General features: G+C 64.6%; 16 protein-coding genes and 1 tRNA gene. 7 read left to right on the top strand and 10 right to left on the bottom strand.

Translation table 11 applies throughout. The features are described 5' to 3' along the window. Window positions 1–120: 120 nt before the first annotated feature. Window positions 121–195 (bottom strand) — tRNA-Gln (locus tag C9E81_RS06080). Between the two features lie 93 nt (window positions 196–288). Between C9E81_RS06080 and C9E81_RS06075 the strand changes: the two genes are divergently transcribed. Next, window positions 289–1,473 carry a BaiN/RdsA family NAD(P)/FAD-dependent oxidoreductase gene (locus tag C9E81_RS06075; RefSeq protein ID WP_122111823.1) on the top strand — a complete coding sequence of 395 codons (1,185 nt, stop codon included), beginning with the start codon at window positions 289–291 and terminating at the stop codon, window positions 1,471–1,473. A gap of 11 nt (window positions 1,474–1,484) precedes the next feature. Here the strand turns inward: C9E81_RS06075 and kdsA are convergent, their stop codons facing one another. Genes kdsA through C9E81_RS06060 form a run of 3 tightly spaced genes read right to left on the bottom strand, consistent with a single transcriptional unit; the run spans window position 1,485 to window position 4,763 of the window. Continuing rightward, window positions 1,485–2,327 carry a 3-deoxy-8-phosphooctulonate synthase gene (gene kdsA / locus C9E81_RS06070; RefSeq protein WP_122111418.1) on the bottom strand — a complete coding sequence of 281 codons (843 nt, stop codon included), beginning with the start codon at window positions 2,325–2,327 and terminating at the stop codon, window positions 1,485–1,487. Then, entirely contained in the window at window positions 2,324–4,123 is a 1,800-nt protein-coding gene (locus C9E81_RS06065) for a KpsE/RkpR family capsule polysaccharide export protein (RefSeq protein ID WP_122111417.1), read from the bottom strand. The genes kdsA and C9E81_RS06065 overlap by 4 nt, the downstream gene beginning before the upstream one ends. Continuing rightward, window positions 4,107–4,763, bottom strand: a complete 657-nt coding sequence (locus tag C9E81_RS06060) for an ABC transporter ATP-binding protein (protein WP_122111416.1) — start codon at window positions 4,761–4,763, stop codon at window positions 4,107–4,109. The genes C9E81_RS06065 and C9E81_RS06060 overlap by 17 nt, the downstream gene beginning before the upstream one ends. A 152-nt stretch (window positions 4,764–4,915) precedes the next feature. Here C9E81_RS06060 and C9E81_RS06055 point away from each other — a divergent pair, with 152 nt between their 5' ends. Beyond that, a complete protein-coding gene (locus tag C9E81_RS06055; RefSeq protein WP_122111415.1) occupies window positions 4,916–5,497 on the top strand; it encodes a uracil-DNA glycosylase family protein in 582 nt (193 codons plus the stop codon). Between the two features lie 30 nt (window positions 5,498–5,527). Here C9E81_RS06055 and C9E81_RS06050 read toward each other — a convergent pair whose 3' ends face one another. The 4 genes from C9E81_RS06050 to C9E81_RS06035 form a co-directional block, all read right to left on the bottom strand. After that, window positions 5,528–6,298: a FadR/GntR family transcriptional regulator gene (locus C9E81_RS06050; protein ID WP_122111822.1), complete on the bottom strand. Its 771-nt coding sequence runs from the start codon at window positions 6,296–6,298 to the stop codon at window positions 5,528–5,530. Window positions 6,299–6,454: 156 nt separating this feature from the next. Further along, on the bottom strand, window positions 6,455–6,661 hold the full coding sequence (locus C9E81_RS06045; RefSeq protein ID WP_122111414.1) for a cold-shock protein: 207 nt from the start codon (window positions 6,659–6,661) through the stop codon (window positions 6,455–6,457). Between the two features lie 184 nt (window positions 6,662–6,845). Further along, entirely contained in the window at window positions 6,846–7,919 is a 1,074-nt protein-coding gene (locus C9E81_RS06040; protein ID WP_122111413.1) for a YcjF family protein, read from the bottom strand. Then, window positions 7,916–9,286 (bottom strand): YcjX family GTP-binding protein, encoded by a 1,371-nt coding sequence (locus C9E81_RS06035; RefSeq protein WP_122111412.1) that lies wholly within the window; start codon window positions 9,284–9,286, stop codon window positions 7,916–7,918. The genes C9E81_RS06040 and C9E81_RS06035 overlap by 4 nt, the downstream gene beginning before the upstream one ends. A gap of 109 nt (window positions 9,287–9,395) precedes the next feature. Between C9E81_RS06035 and hrpB the strand changes: the two genes are divergently transcribed. Further along, window positions 9,396–11,813, top strand: a complete 2,418-nt coding sequence (hrpB, locus tag C9E81_RS06030; RefSeq protein WP_122111411.1) for an ATP-dependent helicase HrpB — start codon at window positions 9,396–9,398, stop codon at window positions 11,811–11,813. 111 nt (window positions 11,814–11,924) lie between these two features. On the opposite strand, the gene C9E81_RS06025 is transcribed toward hrpB, so the two are convergent. Further along, a complete protein-coding gene (locus tag C9E81_RS06025; protein ID WP_122111410.1) occupies window positions 11,925–12,395 on the bottom strand; it encodes an Lrp/AsnC family transcriptional regulator in 471 nt (156 codons plus the stop codon). Between the two features lie 163 nt (window positions 12,396–12,558). Here C9E81_RS06025 and C9E81_RS06020 point away from each other — a divergent pair, with 163 nt between their 5' ends. Beyond that, on the top strand, window positions 12,559–14,637 hold the full coding sequence (locus tag C9E81_RS06020) for a transketolase C-terminal domain-containing protein (protein WP_122111409.1): 2,079 nt from the start codon (window positions 12,559–12,561) through the stop codon (window positions 14,635–14,637). 3 nt (window positions 14,638–14,640) lie between these two features. Then, on the top strand, window positions 14,641–15,867 hold the full coding sequence (locus tag C9E81_RS06015; protein WP_122111408.1) for a dihydrolipoamide acetyltransferase family protein: 1,227 nt from the start codon (window positions 14,641–14,643) through the stop codon (window positions 15,865–15,867). Window positions 15,868–15,905: 38 nt separating this feature from the next. Here the strand turns inward: C9E81_RS06015 and C9E81_RS06010 are convergent, their stop codons facing one another. Continuing rightward, window positions 15,906–16,607, bottom strand: coding sequence for a GntR family transcriptional regulator (locus C9E81_RS06010; protein WP_122111407.1), 702 nt, complete (start codon window positions 16,605–16,607; stop codon window positions 15,906–15,908). A gap of 146 nt (window positions 16,608–16,753) precedes the next feature. On the opposite strand from C9E81_RS06010, the gene C9E81_RS06005 reads away from it, so the two are divergent. After that, window positions 16,754–17,041, top strand: a complete 288-nt coding sequence (locus tag C9E81_RS06005; RefSeq protein ID WP_243698528.1) for a UxaA family hydrolase — start codon at window positions 16,754–16,756, stop codon at window positions 17,039–17,041. Between the two features lie 3 nt (window positions 17,042–17,044). Continuing rightward, window positions 17,045–18,226, top strand: a complete 1,182-nt coding sequence (locus tag C9E81_RS06000) for a UxaA family hydrolase (protein ID WP_122111406.1) — start codon at window positions 17,045–17,047, stop codon at window positions 18,224–18,226. The last annotated feature ends 71 nt before the right edge of the window (window positions 18,227–18,297 follow it).

Here is an 18,297-nt window from a genome sequence, read left to right as displayed (position 1 = left end):
CATCAAAGAATCTCATCGGTGAGACTGAAATCGGAACAAAAATGTAAACTGAGGTGTAAACCGGGCCATCCCCGCAAAACTGCCGGTTAATCTATCGAGCTGTCTTTTGAGGATAAAGCTTGGCTGGGGCGGTAGGATTCGAACCTACGGTACACGGTACCAAAAACCGTTGCCTTACCACTTGGCTACGCCCCAACTGTCCGGGCTGAATAGCCAAGACGACGGAGGGGTTCAAGCCGAAATTTGCACCGGCTTGCCGGTTACACGGGAACCCGTTATCCGCGGCATATGGATCAGGTGGATATCGCAATTCTCGGAGCCGGAGCAGCGGGGCTGTTCTGTGCGGGCTCGGCCCTGGCACAGGGCTGCCGCGTGCTGATCCTTGAGCATTCCCGCAAACCCGGCGAGAAAATTCGAATCTCCGGCGGGGGGCGGTGCAACTTCACGAATCTCTCTACCTCCTGGGACCGGTTCCTGTCGCAGAACCGGCGTTTTGCTGCCTCGGCATTGGCGCGATACCGCCCGGAGGATTTCGTCGAACTGGTGGATCGTGCGGGAATCGCCTGGCATGAAAAGACGCAGGGACAGTTGTTTTGCGACGGAAAAGCGACGCAGATCATTGATATGCTGATGCATCGCATGCGGGGCGCCGGGCTGCGGCTGGAAACCGGGATCGAGGATGTCGGCCGCGATGCCGATGGTTTCGTGATCGCGACGAATGCGGGGCAGGTGCGGGCAAGGCATGTCGTGGTCGCGACGGGCGGCAAGTCGATCCCGAAGATGGGGGCGACCGGGATCGGCTATGCGATCGCCCGCAAGTTCGGATTGCGCCTTGTCGAGCCCCGTGCCGGGCTGGTGCCCCTGACCTTCGCCGAACAGGATCTGAACCTGTGCCGTCCGCTCGCCGGAGTGTCGGTCGAGGCAGAGATCCGTCACGGCGGCGCCCGGTTCCGCGATGCGCTGCTGTTTACCCATCGCGGGTTGAGCGGCCCGGTTATCCTGCAGATCTCCAGCTATTGGCAGCCCGGAGAGGTTCTGGAAATCGACCTGCGCCCCGGAATCGATATCGCCACGGCACTGATGGAGACGCGAAGCCGGACGGGGCGCACGGCAGTGGCATCGGCATTGTCACAGCACCTGCCCGAACGGCTGGCGCAGTCCATCGCGGCCGAATCAGGATTGGCCAATGCAAGGCTGGCCGATCAGCCCAACGACGTTTTGCAGGCCTTGGGGCGGCGGATCAACCGCTGGCGGCTGCGGCCGGTCGGAACCGAGGGATACCGGACCGCCGAGGTGACACTCGGAGGCGTGGATACCCGCGATCTGGACGCGAAAACCATGCAGGCCCGTGATGTGCCGGGACTGTATTTCATAGGTGAATGCGTTGACGTGACCGGCTGGCTGGGTGGTTACAATTTCCAGTGGGCTTGGGCATCCGCACATGCCGCCGGGCAGTCGCTGAAGGCGTCATAGCCTTGTAGCCGTCAGACCCGAAGCGGATCGGCCTTGGCCAGCGCATCGAATTTCATCAGCGATTCTATCAGTGCGGGCATCCGGTCCAGCGGGATCATGTTCGGCCCGTCCGAAGGCGCATTGTCGGGATCCTCATGGGTTTCGATGAAGACGCCCGCAACCCCCAACGCGACTGCCGCCCGCGCCATCACCGGCGCGAATTCGCGTTGCCCGCCCGAAGAGCCGCCCTGACCCCCCGGCTGCTGCACCGAATGGGTGGCGTCCATGATCACGGGATAGCCGGTGCGGGCCATGATCGGCAGCGAACGCATGTCCGCGACCAGGGTGTTATAGCCAAAGCTCGCGCCGCGTTCGGTCAGCAGGATCTTTTCATTGCCGGTCGAAGCGACCTTGGCCGCGACATTGGGCATGTCCCACGGGGCGAGGAACTGCCCCTTCTTGATGTTGATCACGGCGCCCGAGCGGCCGGCGGCCAGCAACAGATCGGTCTGCCGCGACAGAAAGGCGGGGATTTGCAGAACGTCCACCGCCTCTGCCGCCATCGTGGCCTGCTGGATGTCATGTATGTCCGTCAGGACGGGGCAGCCCAGCCTTTCGCGGATCGTGGCGAGCATTTGCAGCCCGTCCTCGATCCCGACCCCTCGGCGGCCCTGCAGCGAGGTCCGGTTCGCCTTGTCGTAGCTTGCCTTGAATATATAGCCGGCGCCGGCTTTGGCGCAGGCTTTGGCCATCGTTTCGCCGATATGCAAGGCATGCTCCAGGCTTTCCAGCTGGCAGGGGCCGGCGATGACGGTCAGTGGCAGATCGTTGCCGCAGGTCAGGCCGCCGATGCGGATATGGCGTTGTTCGGTCATGTCGATACCTGTTCGCGCAGGATGGATACTGTCAACGACAGCATCAGATATATGCCCATGAAAATCAGGAAGGCCACGAGCGTGTTCTGAAACGCCCGCGGATAGGTCGCCTCGTCCGGCGGGATCGGAGATACCGACATCGAAAGGTAACGGACCTGCTTGTTGGCCTCGATCTGGGCGGCTTCCAGTTGTTCGGCCGCGCTTGCCAGCAATTCCTGCCGGGTCAGCAACTCACCCTCCGCAATCCGCAATTCACCCGTGATCTGGGCCAGGGAATTGCGCGTATCGTTATCCTGGGTAAGCTGCTTCCTGGTCTCCGCGATCATTTGTTCCAGCCGCGCGATATCGCCCTTTGCACCTTCGACCCGGCTTTGCACGGGTCTTGGATTGGTCAGCAATTGCCCCAGTTCCAGCCGTTTTTCGGTGAGCTGGCTTTCAAGTTGCGTGATCTGGGTCATGACGACCGAGCTTTCGGCCTGGGGGTCCAGAACGCCCAGTTGCGTCTGCGCCTCCTGCACACGTTGCTGGGCTTCCAGCACCTTGGCCTCGGCATCCTCGTAGTTCCGCCGGGCACCCTCCATCTGGTCGTCGCGCAGACGGGACGTCATGTTGTCCACCTGTTCCTCGGCATAGCGTATCAATGCCCGGGAGAACTCCTCGCTGATTTTCGGATCGGGGGCGATCACCTCCATGTTGATCATTCCCTCGGTCGGATCATAGCCGATGATCACCGAATCGCGGTAAACCTCGTAGGCTTCCTCGTTCGTGGCGTTCTCCGGCAGGCGCTTGATCGAGTCGAGAGCCGGATCCTGGAAGACGTCCTTGAACCCGAGTTCCTCGTTCAGGCGGAGCATGGCCGCGCGGGAGGTGAGATAACTCTGAACCGCGACCGAATCGGTATTGTTGGCAAGCGGTGAACTGCCGAACAGCCCGCCGCTCGTGGCCGAGCCGGAGGTTTCTGCCGTCTGGATCTGGAACTGCGACTTGGTCGCGTAGAGCGGCGTGGCGATGGCATAGTAATACCATCCGGCAAGGATCGTGGGCAGGATGACAAAGACCAGAACCCGCGCGCCCAGCATGGCCAGCCTGCGCCTGCGCCTGGCCGCCATTTCCTGTTGGATGCGATAGATCTCTGCCGCCCGCCGCGCTTCGGTCATGTCCTCGCGGGAAGGCAGGCCCGGCGTCTCCTTGACCGCAGGGGGAGAGGAGGGAGGGCGTATTGCGGGAGTGTTCGCAGCCGGCGATGTTCCGGCGCGGTGGCCTTCGCTTGAAAGGATCTGCTTCAACGCGGCACGGTGCGACGGATCGATGCCGCGTTCGCGCAATTCGAGCACCGCCTCTTCGTCGGAGGCCACCTTGATCTGGTGCAGCGAGGCGATGCGGCGGGCAATGCGAAGCTGGCGTTCGGACAGGCGCTCCTCGCGGATTGCCTTGAGCTTGGCTTCGCGATCCTCGCCGGGCTCGGATTTGTCCCCGGCCTCCTCGGCCGTTTTCCCGGAGGCTTTGCCTGCCGGTTTCTCAGGGGCCTTTTCATCCGGCTTCTCCGTCAGGCGAAAATCGCCGAAACCGTCATCCACGGGCTCGGTGAACATGAAGCGTTCGCGCGCTTCCGCCTCGGATTCGGGGGGCGATTGGGGCGCCTTGCCGGGGGCCGCCTGATCGGGGTCCTTCTTGCGCAGTTCCACCCGGACCTTCGGCTTTGCCTTGGGTGCAGCTTTTTCGCTCTTGCTGCCGGTGCGGCGGACGGATTCATCGGTAGAGGCGTGGAATCGTCGCGCCTTAGGCGGTGTAGTCATAATACTGCTTTGCCTCGTCAAGTGTCTCGAACATGTATAACTTTCCGTCGCGCATGACTGCAGCGGAACGGCAGAACTTCTCGATGGTTCCGGGCTGATGCGAAACGATGATCACGGTCGAGCTTCGCAGCCGGTCGAAAAGAACCGCGCCGGCCTTTCGGTTGAATTCCACATCGGTGGTATGCGGCATCCCTTCGTCGATCAGGTAAATATCGAATTCCAATGCAAGCAGAAGCGAAAAATTGAACCGCTGCCGCATCCCGGCGGAATAGGTGCCCACGGGCATGTCGAAATATTCGTCGATGCCGGCAAGCCAGCGGGTGAAAGCCTCGACATAATCGGGATCGAGGCCGTAGATCCGGGCGATATAACGTGAATTCTCGACCGCGGAAAGCCTGTTGACCACGCCTCCCATGAAACCGAGCGGAAAGGAGACGCGGCAATTGTTCTTGCGAATAAAGCCTTCGTCCGGTTTTTCCAACCCGCACATCATGTTGATGAGCGTTGTCTTGCCAGTTCCGTTGGGTGCCAGGATACCAAGCGAGTTCCCAAGCTCCACGCGAAACGAGGCCCGGTCAAGAATGACCTTGCGCTGCAGTCCGGTCCAGAAGGACTTGGAGACGTTTTCGAATTCCAGCATAGGTGTCAGTCACCATCCTGTGCATATCGCCATACCGGCGATGTCGGCGGACAATAGGTTCCAGCCGACATAGTGTCCAGTTTCCTGCAGGATACATGACAAATCGTGACCATGTGGCTTCTTTCATGCCGAAATTGTTTTAAATTAAGCGAATGCGGTCTCTGTCGCGTGAAATAAGGGCTTGCACCCTCTGCGCCGAGCGGTTCGCGGCGACGGCGACCGGGCATGAACCGCGTCCGGTGGTCTGGTTTCGCAAGGGGCCGGGGTTGTTGATCGCGGGGCAGGCGCCCGGAATGCGGGTGCATGAAAGCGGACGGCCCTTTACCGACCGCTCGGGCGAGAGGCTGCGGCAATGGATGGATATCGACGAAACCGCCTTCTACGACCGTGACCGGGTTGCCATCGTGCCGATGGCATTCTGTTTCCCGGGCTATGATTCGAAAGGCTCGGATCTGCCGCCGCCGCCGATCTGCGCCAATACGTGGCGGGTGCGGGTCATGCGGTATCTGCGGCCCAGGCTGACGCTGCTTGTCGGCGGCCACGCGATCAAATGGCATCTGGGGCAGGGCAACGTGACCGAAACCGTTCGCGGATGGCGTGATCATGCGCCCGCAGTCTTTCCGCTGCCACACCCTTCCTGGCGCAATACCGCGTGGTTGCGCAAGAATCCGTGGTTCGAAGCCGAACTGCTTCCGGCACTGCGCGAAGCGGTCGCCGCCGAACTGGCCCGCTGATATGCCTTTGTCATTGCAGGCAACTGCCGATCAGCTTTCCTGACCGGCATGACGCAGCCGCAGCCGGGCCAGTTCGGCCTGCTCGTCGGTCCGCTGCTGGATGGTCAGTTGTTCTGCGACATAATCCAGATGTTCTTCGATACGGCGCCGCGCGGCGGTGCCGTCGCGGCTTTGCAGGGCGGTGTTGATCGCCTCATGCTGTGACAATATCCGGTCACGCACCGCGTCCGAGGCGAAGATGCGGCTGCGATTGCGGAATACCCCTGCTTGCAGCAGTTCCTGCATCGATCGCATCATATGCAGCGCGACGACATTATGACTGGCCTCGATGATGGCCATGTGAAAGGCCACGTCCAGAGTTGCTTCGGTTTGCGGGTCGGGACGGAGATGGGCGGCCTGCATCCTGCGGAAGGCTGCGTCGATTACCTGCAGGTCGACATCGCCTGCGGATTGCGCCGCGCGTTCGGCTGCCAGCCCCTCCAGATCCTTGCGGAACGCCAGGTAATCGGCGGTCGCGCGGGGGTGGCGGGCGATCAGCCGCACAAGCGCGGGCGAAAAGGCCGAACCCAGGATCTCGGCGACATAGATGCCCGAGCCGGGGCGCGCGACCAGCAGCCCGTCCTCCTGCAGGCGCGACAACGCCTCGCGCAGGGAGGGGCGCGAGACCCCCATCGCCTCGGCCATGTCCCGCTCGGAGGGCAGGCGCTCGGACGGGGAGAGGACGCCTTGCAGGATCAGCCCTTCGATCTGGCGGATCACCGCGTCGGACAGTTTCTTGGCTTCGATCTTCTGGAAGGGCATGGGGCCTGCGGTGCTGCCTGAAAACTGGTCAGATTTTATAACCAGATGCGGGGCAATGTCGATTGCCAGCCATGCCTTGCCCACCGGCATGGGAAAAGCCCCCGCCGGAAGGCGAGGGCTCATGCGTCAAACCTGCCCGATGGGCGTGGATCGCGCTCAGGCGAAAGCGACGTTGATCGCCGATTCGCGTCCGTCGCGGCCGGTTTCGATGTCGAAAGTCACGGCCTGACCGTCAGCGGGAGCGGACAGATTGGCACGCTCCAGCGCCGAGATATGCAGGAACACGTCCCGCTTGCCGTTTTCCGGTGCGATAAAACCATAACCTTTGGTGGCGTTGAACCATTTCACGGTGCCGTTGGCCATCGTGAGATCTCCTATAGTAATGTCGTCCGCTTGAGTGCGACGAACCCGGCCTTGTCAGTTCAAACTCTAAGACTGAAGCCAGATGAAGGAGACAGGTCGAAGAAGCGATAACGTAGCGCCTCCCGTCTAAGCTGTTTTCTCCGGGATCGCAAGAAAATTCGCCGAGCGGCGCGCCGCCCCCGGATCAGCGACCGCCGTCATCGCTGCCGAACAGGCCCCGCAATCCGCGCGCGACCAGATTGCCGACCTTGGGACGGGGTTGGGCGAGGAAGGGCAGGGGGCGGCAGACCTCCATCGCGGCGATGCCGACGCGGGCGGTCAGTGCGCCATTGACCACGCCTTCGCCGAAACGGCGCGACAGCTTGGCAAGCACACCGCCGCCGGCAACGGTGTGGATCAGGTCGTCACCGGCCGCGACGGCGCCTGTGGCGACCAGATGGGTCATCACGGTGCGCGCCAGCCGCCAGCTTCCCACCGTTCCCGCGCGGCCGCCATAAATCTCGGCCATGCGGCGGATCATCCGCAGATTGGCGGCCAGCGCCGCCGCGACATCGGCCAGTGCCAGCGGGATCAGCGCGGTGGCGGCGGCTACGGTCCGGGCGGCGGCCTCGATCTCGCGGCGGGCTTCCTGGTCCAGTTGCGCCATCAGCTCGGTCTCGGCCATGGTGATCAGACTGCGGGCGTCATAGGCTTCGCCACGCGCCTCGGTCACGCGCTGATGACCCCATTTCAGGTCAGGGCGCGGGCGATACAGCGACAGCAATTGATCGATCACGCGCCGCGCCTTGTCGGTGCTGTTCTCGGCCAGCGCCTGCCCGGCCTGCCGCTGGATCGCGTCGATCCGGGCAAAGCGTGCCCATGCGCGGTACTCCCGCCATGCCATCCCAAGACTGGCCAGCGTGAACAAGCCCAGCAACCCGATGCCGATCCAGCCAAGCAGCGGATAGCTGTCCAGCAGCCCGCCGATGAAATCCAGCGCCGCCATGGTCAGCAGGAACACGAACAGCGCCACGCCGGAATTGATGAACAACCGGGTCATGGGCGAGGGCGGGCGGCCCACCAGCCGCGTCACCATCTCCATCGTGCGCGGGCGGGGCAGCGGAGCGTCCGGGTCGCCGATCGGCGGAGCGTCGGCGGGGTTGGGTTGGGCATGGCCCGCCTCGTCGCGGGTCTCGTGCCGGGGGCCGGCCGCGGAATCGGCGGGCGCGGGGCTCTCCAGTTCGATCAGCACGGGGCTGCGCTTGGGATTGTCGCTCACAGCATGTCTCCGATCAGGAATTCGGCGGCGCGGTCCAGCCGGATATGGGGCGGACCGTCCCCGGGACGGCGGGTCATCGGTGCGGGGGCGAAATTCATCACGGCATAATCGGCATCCAGCCAGTCCCTTGCCCCGTCGCGGGCCGGGTTCAGCAATTGCGACGGGTCGGAGGGCAATTCGCCGGGATAGAATGCCGCCTGCCGCCCGTCGGTCAGCCGCCCACGCACGGCGGGCAATTCCTCGCCCTCCTGCCGGATCACGTCCTCGGTCGTGGCGCGCAGGGCGGCGATGGCCATGGCCTCGGTCCGCGCGCCCGAGAAATCGGCGCGGTCGCGGGCCTCGCGCAGCGTGGCCGACAGGATCGCGGTCAGCCGGTTATGCTGAATATGATGCAGATGATCGGCCTTGGTCGCGGCAAACAGGATCCGTTCGACCCGCCGCGTGCCAAGCAGCTGCGCCAGCCATCCCGCGCGTCCGGGGCGGAAGGCGGTCAGGATATCGGCCATCGCGCGGCGCATATCCTCGACCGCCTGCGGACCCTGGTGAATTGCCCCCAGCACATCGACCAGCACCACCTGCCGGTCGATCCGGGCGAAATGATCGCGGAAGAAGGGCTTGACCACCCGGGATTTGTAGGCATCGAAGCGGCGCCGGAACTCCTTGTAAAGCTTGCCGCCCTGCAAACCCTCGGGCAGGGGCGCGAATGTCAGTGCCGGAGAGCCCGCCAGTTCGCCGGGGATCAGGAAGCGGCCGGGGGTGCAGTCGGACCAGCCCGCCGCGCGCGCGGCTTGAAGATGGGCGGTATAGGCTTCGGCAAGGCGCTGCGCGGTCGGCTCGTCGAGCCGGTCGACGGGATCGAGGCCGGATAGCGCATCCAGATATTCCCCCGCGCCGGGGCGGCCATCGATCCGCGAGAGGACTTCGGCGGACCAGTCCCCGAAATCCTTCTCCATCAGCCGCAGGTCCAGCAGCCACTCACCCGGGTAATCGACGATATCCAGATGCACGGTCTGCGGTCCGCGCAAGCCGGAAAAGAGCCCCCGTGGCTCGATCCGCAGCGACAGGCGAAGCTGGCTGACATGGCGCGTGCTGTCGGGCCAATGCGGGTCAGGGCCGGTCAGCGCAGCGAGATGACGCTCGAAATCGAAACGCGGCACGGTGTCGTCGGGCTGGGGCTGCAGCCACGCGGTCTTGAGGCTGCCATCGGCGGCGGCGCGCAGGGCATGCATCCGCCCGCGATCCATCAGGTTCGCCACCAGCGAGGTGATGAACACTGTCTTGCCCGCCCGCGACAGGCCGGTGACGCCCAAGCGGATCACCGGATCGCCAAAGCCGAGCCCGCGCATCAGATCACTGCCGATTCCCATTCCGCCCGTTATCCTTGCCCCGTTTTACCGGAAGATATGTCGGCCATGCGGCTTTGCATAGGTCGCGACCGTCTTTCGCGTCATTCGCGCTTCTGTCATAACGCCGCAAATGCTTGAAAAGTTGCCCATAGACGATGCAATTCCCGCCCTGTGCCGTGCCATGTCCGCGCATGGCCGGGCGGTGCTGGTCGCGCCGCCGGGGGCGGGCAAGACGACGCGGGTGCCATTGGCCCTGATGGACCAGACCCTTGGCAAGATCGTGATGCTGGAGCCGCGGCGGCTGGCTGCACGGGCGGCGGCGGAACGGCTGGCCTCGGGATTGGGAGAGGAACCCGGCGGTCAGGTCGGCTACCGCATCCGGGGTGAGGCGGTGCCGGGCAGCCGGATCGAGGTCGTCACCGAGGGAATCCTGACCCGGATGATTCAGTCGGATCCGTCGCTGGAGGGTATCGGCTGCGTGATCTTCGATGAGTTTCACGAACGCAGCCTGAACGCCGATCTGGGCCTTGCGCTGGTCTGGGAGGCGCGGGGCGCGCTGCGCGAGGATCTGGCGGTGCTGGTGATGTCGGCCACGCTGGAGGCCGAACCGGTCGCGGCGCTATTGGACGATGCGCCGGTGCTGCGATCCGAAGGGCGGGCCTTCGAGGTCGAAACCCGCTGGCTGGAGCGGCCCTTGCCTGCGCGGGTGCGGCTGGCCGACGAGGCGGCGCGGCTGATCCTGCGGGCCGAAGAGGAGACGCGCGAGACTGGCGGCACGGTCCTCGCCTTCCTGCCGGGAGAGGGAGAGATCCGGCGTGTGTCCGGCATGCTGGGGACAACGGGCTGCGAGGTGCTGCCGCTTTACGGGGCGCTGGATGCCAGGGCGCAGCGGGCGGCGCTTGCCCCGCCGGGGGGCAGGCGGCGGATCGTGCTGGCGACGGCGATTGCCGAGACCTCGCTAACCATCCCCGAGGTGCGGGTGGTGGTGGATGCCGGCCGGGCGCGGCGGGCGCGTTTCGATCCCGGCAGCGGCATGTCCCGGCTGGTGACCGAGCGTGTCAGCCGCGCCGAGGCGGACCAGCGCCGGGGGCGCGCGGGGCGCGTGGCTCCGGGGATCTGCTATCGCATGTGGGCGCGGGCCGAGGAGGGGGCACTGCCCGCCTTCGCCCCGCCCGAGATCATGGTCGCCGATCTGGCCGGTTTGGCGCTGGAACTGGCCGCTTGGGGGGCGGAGCCCTCCGATCTGGCCTTTCTGACGCCGCCGCCCGAAGCGGCCTTGGCCGAGGCGCGGACGTTGCTGACGGAACTCGGGGCGCTGGACCGGGCAGGGCGGATTACCGGCCATGGCAAGGCGCTGGCCCGGCTGCCCCTGCATCCGAGGCTGGCGCATATGCTGCTGCGAGCCGGGCGCGGAGCGGCGGATCTGGCGGCGCTTTTGTCGGATCGCGATCCCCTGCGCGGCGCGCCCTCGGACCTGGCGCTGCGGCTGGCGGCGATCCGCGACTCCAAGGCATTTTCGGACCGCTACCCCCATGACCTGAATCGCCCCGGATTGCAGCGCATCCGCGAGGAGGCGCGGCGGCTTCGGAAACTGGTTCCCGAATCCGAGGTGATGACGGCGGGAGCGATGGCCGCATTGGCCTATCCCGACCGGATAGGACTGCGCCGCAAGGGCGAGGCGCCGCGCTTCGTGCTGTCGGGGGGCAAGGGGGCGGTGCTGGAAGAGGGCGATACCCTTGCCGGACAAAACCTGATGGTGGCGGTGGATCTGGACGGCGATCAGCGCGAGGCGCGGATTCGCATGGCCGCCGCGCTGGACGGGGCCGAATTGCGGGCGCTTTACGGTGGGCAGATCGAAGAGGTCGCGATCTGCGAATGGTCCCGGCGCGAGGCCCGCGTATTGGCCCGTCGGCAAGAGCGTTTCGGGGCGCTGGTGCTGTCGGACCGGATCTGGAAGGACGCGCCGGAGGATGCCGTGGCGTGCGCGGCGCTGGAGGGGTTGCGGCAGGACGGCTTGCCATGGACTCCCGCCGCCGCCCGCCTGCGCGCCCGTATCGCACTGGTCGAGGGGTTGGGGCCGGTGGATGATGCCAGCCTGCTGGCCGATGGGGATTGGCTGCTGCCATGGCTGGGGCGGTGCAGGACTCTGGCCGATCTGCGCGCACTGGATCTGACCGAACCCCTGAAGGTGCGGATAGGCTGGGACGGTCAGCAACGCCTTGCCACAGAGGTGCCGGGGCATTTCATCACCCCGCTTGGCCGCAAGATACCGATCGATTACGACCACGAGACGCCTTCGATCGAGCTGCGCCTGCAGGAACTCTTTGGCGTGACCCGTCATCCGGTGGTGGGCGGACGCCCGCTGCGCATCTCGCTCCTGTCGCCGGGAGGGAAGCCCGTGCAGGTAACGACGGACCTGCCCGGTTTCTGGGCGTCCTCCTATGGCGATGTCCGCAAGGACATGCGTGGCCGCTATCCCCGTCACCCTTGGCCGGAGGATCCGACCGAGGCCGCTCCCACGATGCGTGCCAAGCCGCGCGGGACCTGAGCGGTTTCCGGATCAGGCGGAATTGCCGCCGGTTCGGGAATTGCCAGGAATCCATCGCGCCGGGCCGGAAGCCCTCGCACGCTCTCTGCCTGCGGGTTCGTCGCTTTGATGTCAGACCGGCAGGGCGGTGGTATGTTTCACCCGCCGCAGCACGAAGATGCTGGATGTGGCCGCCACGCTGTCGTGATCCAGCACATGCCCCATCAGGATGCGCTCGTAATCCTGCATGTCGTGAACGATCAGGTGAAGCAGGTAGTCCCACTCGCCCGAGATCGTGTAGGCCTCGAGTATGGTCGGCTCGGCCTCCAGCGCCTGCTGGAAGCTCGCCCGGGCCCCGGCCCCCTGCGACTTCATCCTGACATGGCAGAACACGTCCAGCGCCCGGCCGATCGCCGCCGGATTGACCAATCGGACATTCGAACCCAGCACCCCCGCCTCTTCCAGCGCGCGGATGCGGCGCCAGCACGAACTGGCCGAGGCGTTCACATGTTCCGCAAGGGCGTTCGTGCCCTGTGACCCGTCTTTTTGAAGTATGGTCAGGATCCGCCGGTCCAGATCATCAAGCTGAAATGTATCATTCATGAATCGAATTTTCTCGAATAGTTTTCATCATATTCATAATCACTTCCGGATATTCTGGTCAAATCATATCGGCCGCGATGGTGTATACTGTGAATGGGTCAACCACGCCGTGTGCGGCCGGAGCGGGGGCCGCTGCGGAAACGCAGCTGAGAGGAGGAGTTCGATGACTCGGAATATCGTCCGGAACATCCGTCATAACGCACCCGATCCGGGCATTGACTGGTCCCGGACCCTTTCCACGATGGCCTTGTCCCGCGCGCTCGACGCGATGGAGGAAGAGCGGCTCGTCCCGGAAAGGAAGGTGCTTTACCAATTCTCGGCCCGCGGCCACGATATGGCGCAGATCCTGCTGGGCCAGCAACTGACCGGGCGGCATGACGCGATCTGCGGCTATTACCGCTCGCGCCCGATCCTTCTGTCGCTCGGGGTCGATCCGGCCGAGGCGCTGGCCTCGTCGATGGGCCGGGCCGGAGGGTATTCCGATGGCCGCGATATCGGCGTGGTCTTCAACCATCCCAATCCGGAGGGCGCGACGGCGCTGCCCATGTGCGGCGGCGTGGGGGCACAGTTCACACCAACCGCCGGTTGGGCGCAGGCGCTTGACTATTATGCCCGGCGCATGGGGTCCGGGGATCACGGCAGCTCTATCGCCGTGGCCCTGGGCGGAGACGGTTCGGTCGCGACCAACGGCTTCTGGTCGGCGCTGACGATCGCCACCACGCAGGCCCTACCGATGCTGTTCTATATCGAGGATAACGGCTTCGGCATCTCGGTTCCGTCCTCCTTCAACACCCCCGGCGGGGATATTGCCTCGAATCTTGCTGCGTGGTCAGGATTGACGGTCTTTTCGGGCGACGGGACCGATCCCGCCACCGCCGCCCATCTAACAGCCGAGGCCGTCTCCCATGTCCGTGGCACCCGCACTCCCGCCCTGCTGCGGCTGACCGTTCCGCGCCTGCAGGGTCACAGTTTCCAGGACACGCAGGCATATAAATCCGACGAGGTCATTGCCGCCGAACATGCCCGCGATCCGTGGAACAAGCTGAAATCCCATCTCGTCCCCGCCCATATCGAAGCGGGCGAGTGGACAGGTCTGGTCGAAGCAGCGCGGGCGCGGGCCGAAGCCGCGCGCGAGGCGGCAGAGGCGCGCGCCACCCCGGATCCCGAAACGATGACGCGGCACGTGTTTTTCGAGGGTGAGATGCAGCGGATGGGCGGTCAGCATATCCATGGCTTTGTCCCGCCCGAAACCACCGATAAGCCCGAGCCGCAGGGGCAGCGGCTTAACATGGTGACGGCGATCCGCCGGGTGCTGGATCAGGAGATGGCCCTGAACGAGCGTGTGGTCCTGTTCGGCGAGGATATCGGCCCCAAGGGCGGCGTGCATGCGGTGACGCTTGGCTTGCAGGAGAAATACGGGACCGACCGGGTTTTCGACACCAGCCTGTCCGAGGAGGGAATCGTCGGCCGCGCCGTCGGCATGGCCGTGGCCGGGCTGATGCCGGTGCCCGAGATCCAGTTCCGCAAATATGCGGAGCCCGCGACCGAGCAGATCAACGATTGCGGCACGATGCGCTGGCGCACCGCCAACGCCTTTGCCGCGCCCATGGTGCTGCGCATGCCCGGCGGTTTCTTCAAATGCGGCGATCCGTGGCACAGCCAGACCAACGAGGTGGCGTTCCTTCACAATCCCGGCTGGAAGGTCGCCGTGCCCTCGAATGCCGAGGATGCCGTCGGGCTGTTGCGCACGGCGCTTCGCGGCAATGACCCGGTGATCTTCTTCGAGCACCGGGCGATGCTGGATTTGCCGTGGGCGCGGCGGCCATGGCCGGGGGATGCCTATGCGCTGCCCTTTGGCCGGGCCAGGATTACCCGCACGGGAGGGGCGCTGACCATCGTCACCTGGGGCGCCATGGTGCCCCGCTGTGAAGAGGCCGCCGAGGGGCGCGATGCCGAGGTGATCGACCTGCGCACGCTGATGCCCTGGGATGCCGGGACGGTGCTGGACTCGGTTCGCCGGACCGGGCGCTGCCTGATCGTGCACGAGGATCTGCGGACTGCCGGTTTCGGGGCCGAGATTGCGGCCCGTGTCGCGGACGAGGCCTTCATGGATCTCGACGCTCCGGTTGCGCGCCTGACCATGCCGGACATCCCCTCGCCGCACAGCCCGGTGCTGCTGAACCATGCGGTTCCTTCGGTCGGGCGCATCGCCGCGAAAATCGACGAGTTGAAGGGGTTCTGAGCCATGCACGACGTGATCGTTCCGCTGGAGCAGGAAGGGACCGAGGCGAAAGTGCTCGACTGGTATGCAAAGCCCGGCCAGCGGGTGGCCGAGGGCGACCCGCTGGTCGAGCTGGAGACCGACAAGGTGACGATGGAAGTGCCCGCGCCTGTCGCCGGGATCCTGCGCGAGATCCTCCTGAAGCCGGGGGCGGAGGCGCATCCCGGAGAAATCCTCGCCCGGATCGATGCGGGTGCCGTAAACGATACGGGCGACGCGCCGGAGGCGGTGGAGGAGCAGGTTGCGCGGGTGGCCACCGGCAATACATCCGCCCCTAGTATCCGGCAAAAGGGAGAGACGCGGCATTCCCCCGCGGTCCGCAAGGCGCTTGCCGAGACGGGGCTGGATCCGGCAGGCATTACCGGAACCGGCAGGGATGGCCGCCTGACCCGCGACGATGTGCGCCGCGCCGCCATCGAGGGGACGACCCCGCCCACGGAAACGCCCGGCATCACGTCCCCTGCCGATATGCCCGCACAGGCCAGCGGTGAACGGGGTTCGACCTTTGTGCCGCATGACCGCATGCGGCTGCGCATCGCCGAGAACATGCTGGCATCGGTTACGCAGGCTCCGCAGGTCACTGCCGTTTTCGAGGCCGATTTCGGTCCGATCATGGCGCATCGCGCCGCCCATAAACAGGCAATCGCGGCTGACGGCGTCCCGCTCAGCTATACCGCCTATATCGTTCATGCCTGTGTCGCGGCGATGGCGGCGGTGCCTGCCGTCAACAGCAGGTGGCATGAGGACCGGCTGGAGATCTTCCGCGATGTCAATATCGGCATCGGCACGGCTTTGGGCGACAAGGGGCTGGTCGTTCCGGTGATCCGGCAGGCCCAGGCCCTGTCGCTCAGGGGGATCGCGGCGCGGCTCCACGATCTGACCGCCCGCGCCCGCGAGGGCAAGCTGGCTGCGGCAGAGATGAAGGGCGGCACCTTCACCATCTCGAATCACGGGGTTTCCGGTTCGCTATTCGCCGCGCCGATCATCATCAACCAGCCTCAATCGGCGATCCTCGGTGTCGGCAAGCTGGAAAAGCGGGTGGTCGTGCGCGAGGTGGACGGTGCCGACTCGATCCAGATCCGGCCCATGGCCTATGTTTCGCTGACCATAGATCACCGCGTTCTAGACGGGCATCAGACGAATGCCTGGCTTTCGGCATTCGTTGGCGCGCTGGAAGGATGGCGCGTCTGAGCGGGCTGGCCCGGACGCATAAAGATCGCGCGTGACCGTCAATCCAGCGTCACCATGTAGCCCAGCCTGTCCGTGCGATAGATGCTGTGCCGCCGTTCTATCGTGCGGCCAAGAATGTCACGGGCCAGCCGCTCCACCTGCAGAAGCGGCGTGCCTTCTCCGATCTCCAGGATTTTCGCCTCTTCAGGACCGGCGGCAATGGCGACGATGGTCTCGTCGGCATGCAGCACGATGCAGCCATAGGCCTGCTGATAAAGGACGTAGAGCGCGCTTGGCAAAGGCGCGCGGCGTTCGATCCCGGAAAACAGGTCCGCTGGCACGACGGCGGTTTCGATCGCGCTGGCGACGCCTTGCAGGCTGCGCACACGGTTGATCTCGATCACAGTCTGGGGGGCGCCCTGCAATGTCGCCCGCTCGATATCGGTCGCGGGCCGCTGGCAAAGCCGTTCGTCGATCAGTTCGGGCCGGATCACCTCTCCGTTCCGCTCGCGCAGGCGAAAGAAATTGAAAAGCGAACTGTCCGGTGTCCGCGCCGTGACGAAGGTGCCGCGGCCCTGTTCACGGCGGAGGATGCCATGCTGTTCCAGCATCATCAGCGCCTTGCGCGCGGTTCCCTGCGAAACGCCGGTTTCGCCCGCCAGCTGGGTCTCGCTTGGCAGCATTCCTCCGGGGAGCAGTTCGCCCGCGGCGATTCGCGCGACGATCGTGTCGATGACTTTCTGATAGAGCGGAGAACCCATTGGCGATGCCATCCCTTCTGTTTTTTCCACGTTATCACGAGCTTGCGCGGCATGACAATAAGGATATATTTATTCTTGTATAAGAGTTGATGTATATGTTACCCCTGCCGCGAGGATTTCATGCCATCATCGAAAGGGAGGGTCCTTTGAGCATTCCGCAACTTCTGGTCCACGATCACGAGGACAATGTCGGTGTCGTCGTCGTCGAGAATCTCGGCGCGGGCACCGAGATGCTATGTGTCGTTACTGCCGACAATTCCGATTTCCGCCTGACCGCGCAAGCCGATATCCCGATCGGCCACAAGGTCGCGCTCAAGCCGCTGAAGGCGGGCGATACCGTGATCAAATATGGCGAGGACATCGGAAAGATGGTCGGCGATGCCGAGGTCGGCGGCCATGTCCATACCCACAACTGCAAAACGAAACGGTGGTAAGCGATGGCTCTTGATTTCAGCAATATGGCGGTAAAGGCATGGCGCCGCGAGAATGGCCGTGTCGGCGTGCGCAACCATGTCCTGATCCTGCCGGTGGACGATATTTCGAACGCGGCCTGCGAGGCGGTCGCCAACAACGTCAAGGGCACGCTGGCTATCCCGCATGCATATGGGCGCCTGCAATTCGGCGAGGATCTGGACCTGCATTTCCGCACCATCATCGGCACGGGCGCGAATCCCAATGTCGCGGCGGTCGTGGTGATCGGCATCGAACCCGAATGGACGCAGGTGATCGTCGACGGCATCGCCAGGACGGGCAAGCCCGTCACCGGCTTCTCGATCGAGCAGAAGGGCGATTTCGAGACCATCCGGCAGGCAAGCTGGAAGGCCAAGGAATATGTCCATTGGGCGACCGAACTGCAGAAGGAGGATTGCCCGCTTTCGGATCTGTGGGTTTCGACGAAATGCGGCGAGAGCGACACCACGACCGGCCTGTCCTCCTGCCCGACGGTCGGCAACATGTATGACAAGCTGTTGCCGCATGGTCTCTATGGCTGCTTTGGCGAAACATCCGAGATCACCGGGGCCGAGCATATCTGCGAAAAACGCGCCGCTACCCCCGAGGCGGCGGCCAAGTTCAAGAAGATCTGGCAGGCCTACCAGGATGACGTGATCGAGGCCTACAAGACCTCGGATCTCTCGGACAGCCAGCCGACCAAGGGCAATATCCTGGGCGGGCTGACGACCATCGAGGAAAAGGCGCTCGGGAACCTGGAGAAGATCGGCCGGACCTCGACCTATATCGATGCGATCGGGCCGGCCGAGTCCCCTGAAAAGGGGCCGGGGCTTTATTTCATGGACAGCTCTTCGGCGGCGGCGGAATGCGTCACGCTGATGGCGGCGGGCGGCTTTGTCATCCACACCTTCCCCACGGGGCAGGGCAATGTGGTCGGCAATCCGATCGTGCCGGTCATCAAGATCTCGGGCAACCCGCGCACCCTGCGCACCATGTCGGAACATATCGACGTGGATGTGACCGGCGTGCTGACCCGCGAGATGACCATCGACGAGGCCGGCGATTCCCTGATCGACATGATCGTCCGCACCGCGAATGGGCGCGCGACGGCTGCCGAAGCCCTGGGGCATCGCGAATTCTCGATGACCAAATTGTATCGCAGCGCCTGATCGCGTTGCCGACCCGCCGCCCATGGGGAGAGGGCGGCGGGACCCGTCACGGCAACCGGGCGCCATCGTGC

The sequence above is a fragment of the Paracoccus alkanivorans genome (assembly GCF_003697785.1).
In the GTDB taxonomy this organism is placed as follows: Bacteria; Pseudomonadota; Alphaproteobacteria; order Rhodobacterales; family Rhodobacteraceae; genus Paracoccus; species Paracoccus alkanivorans.
Note: the sequence above shows the minus strand (reverse complement) of the source record. Positions and strands in the feature narration are given on the sequence as shown.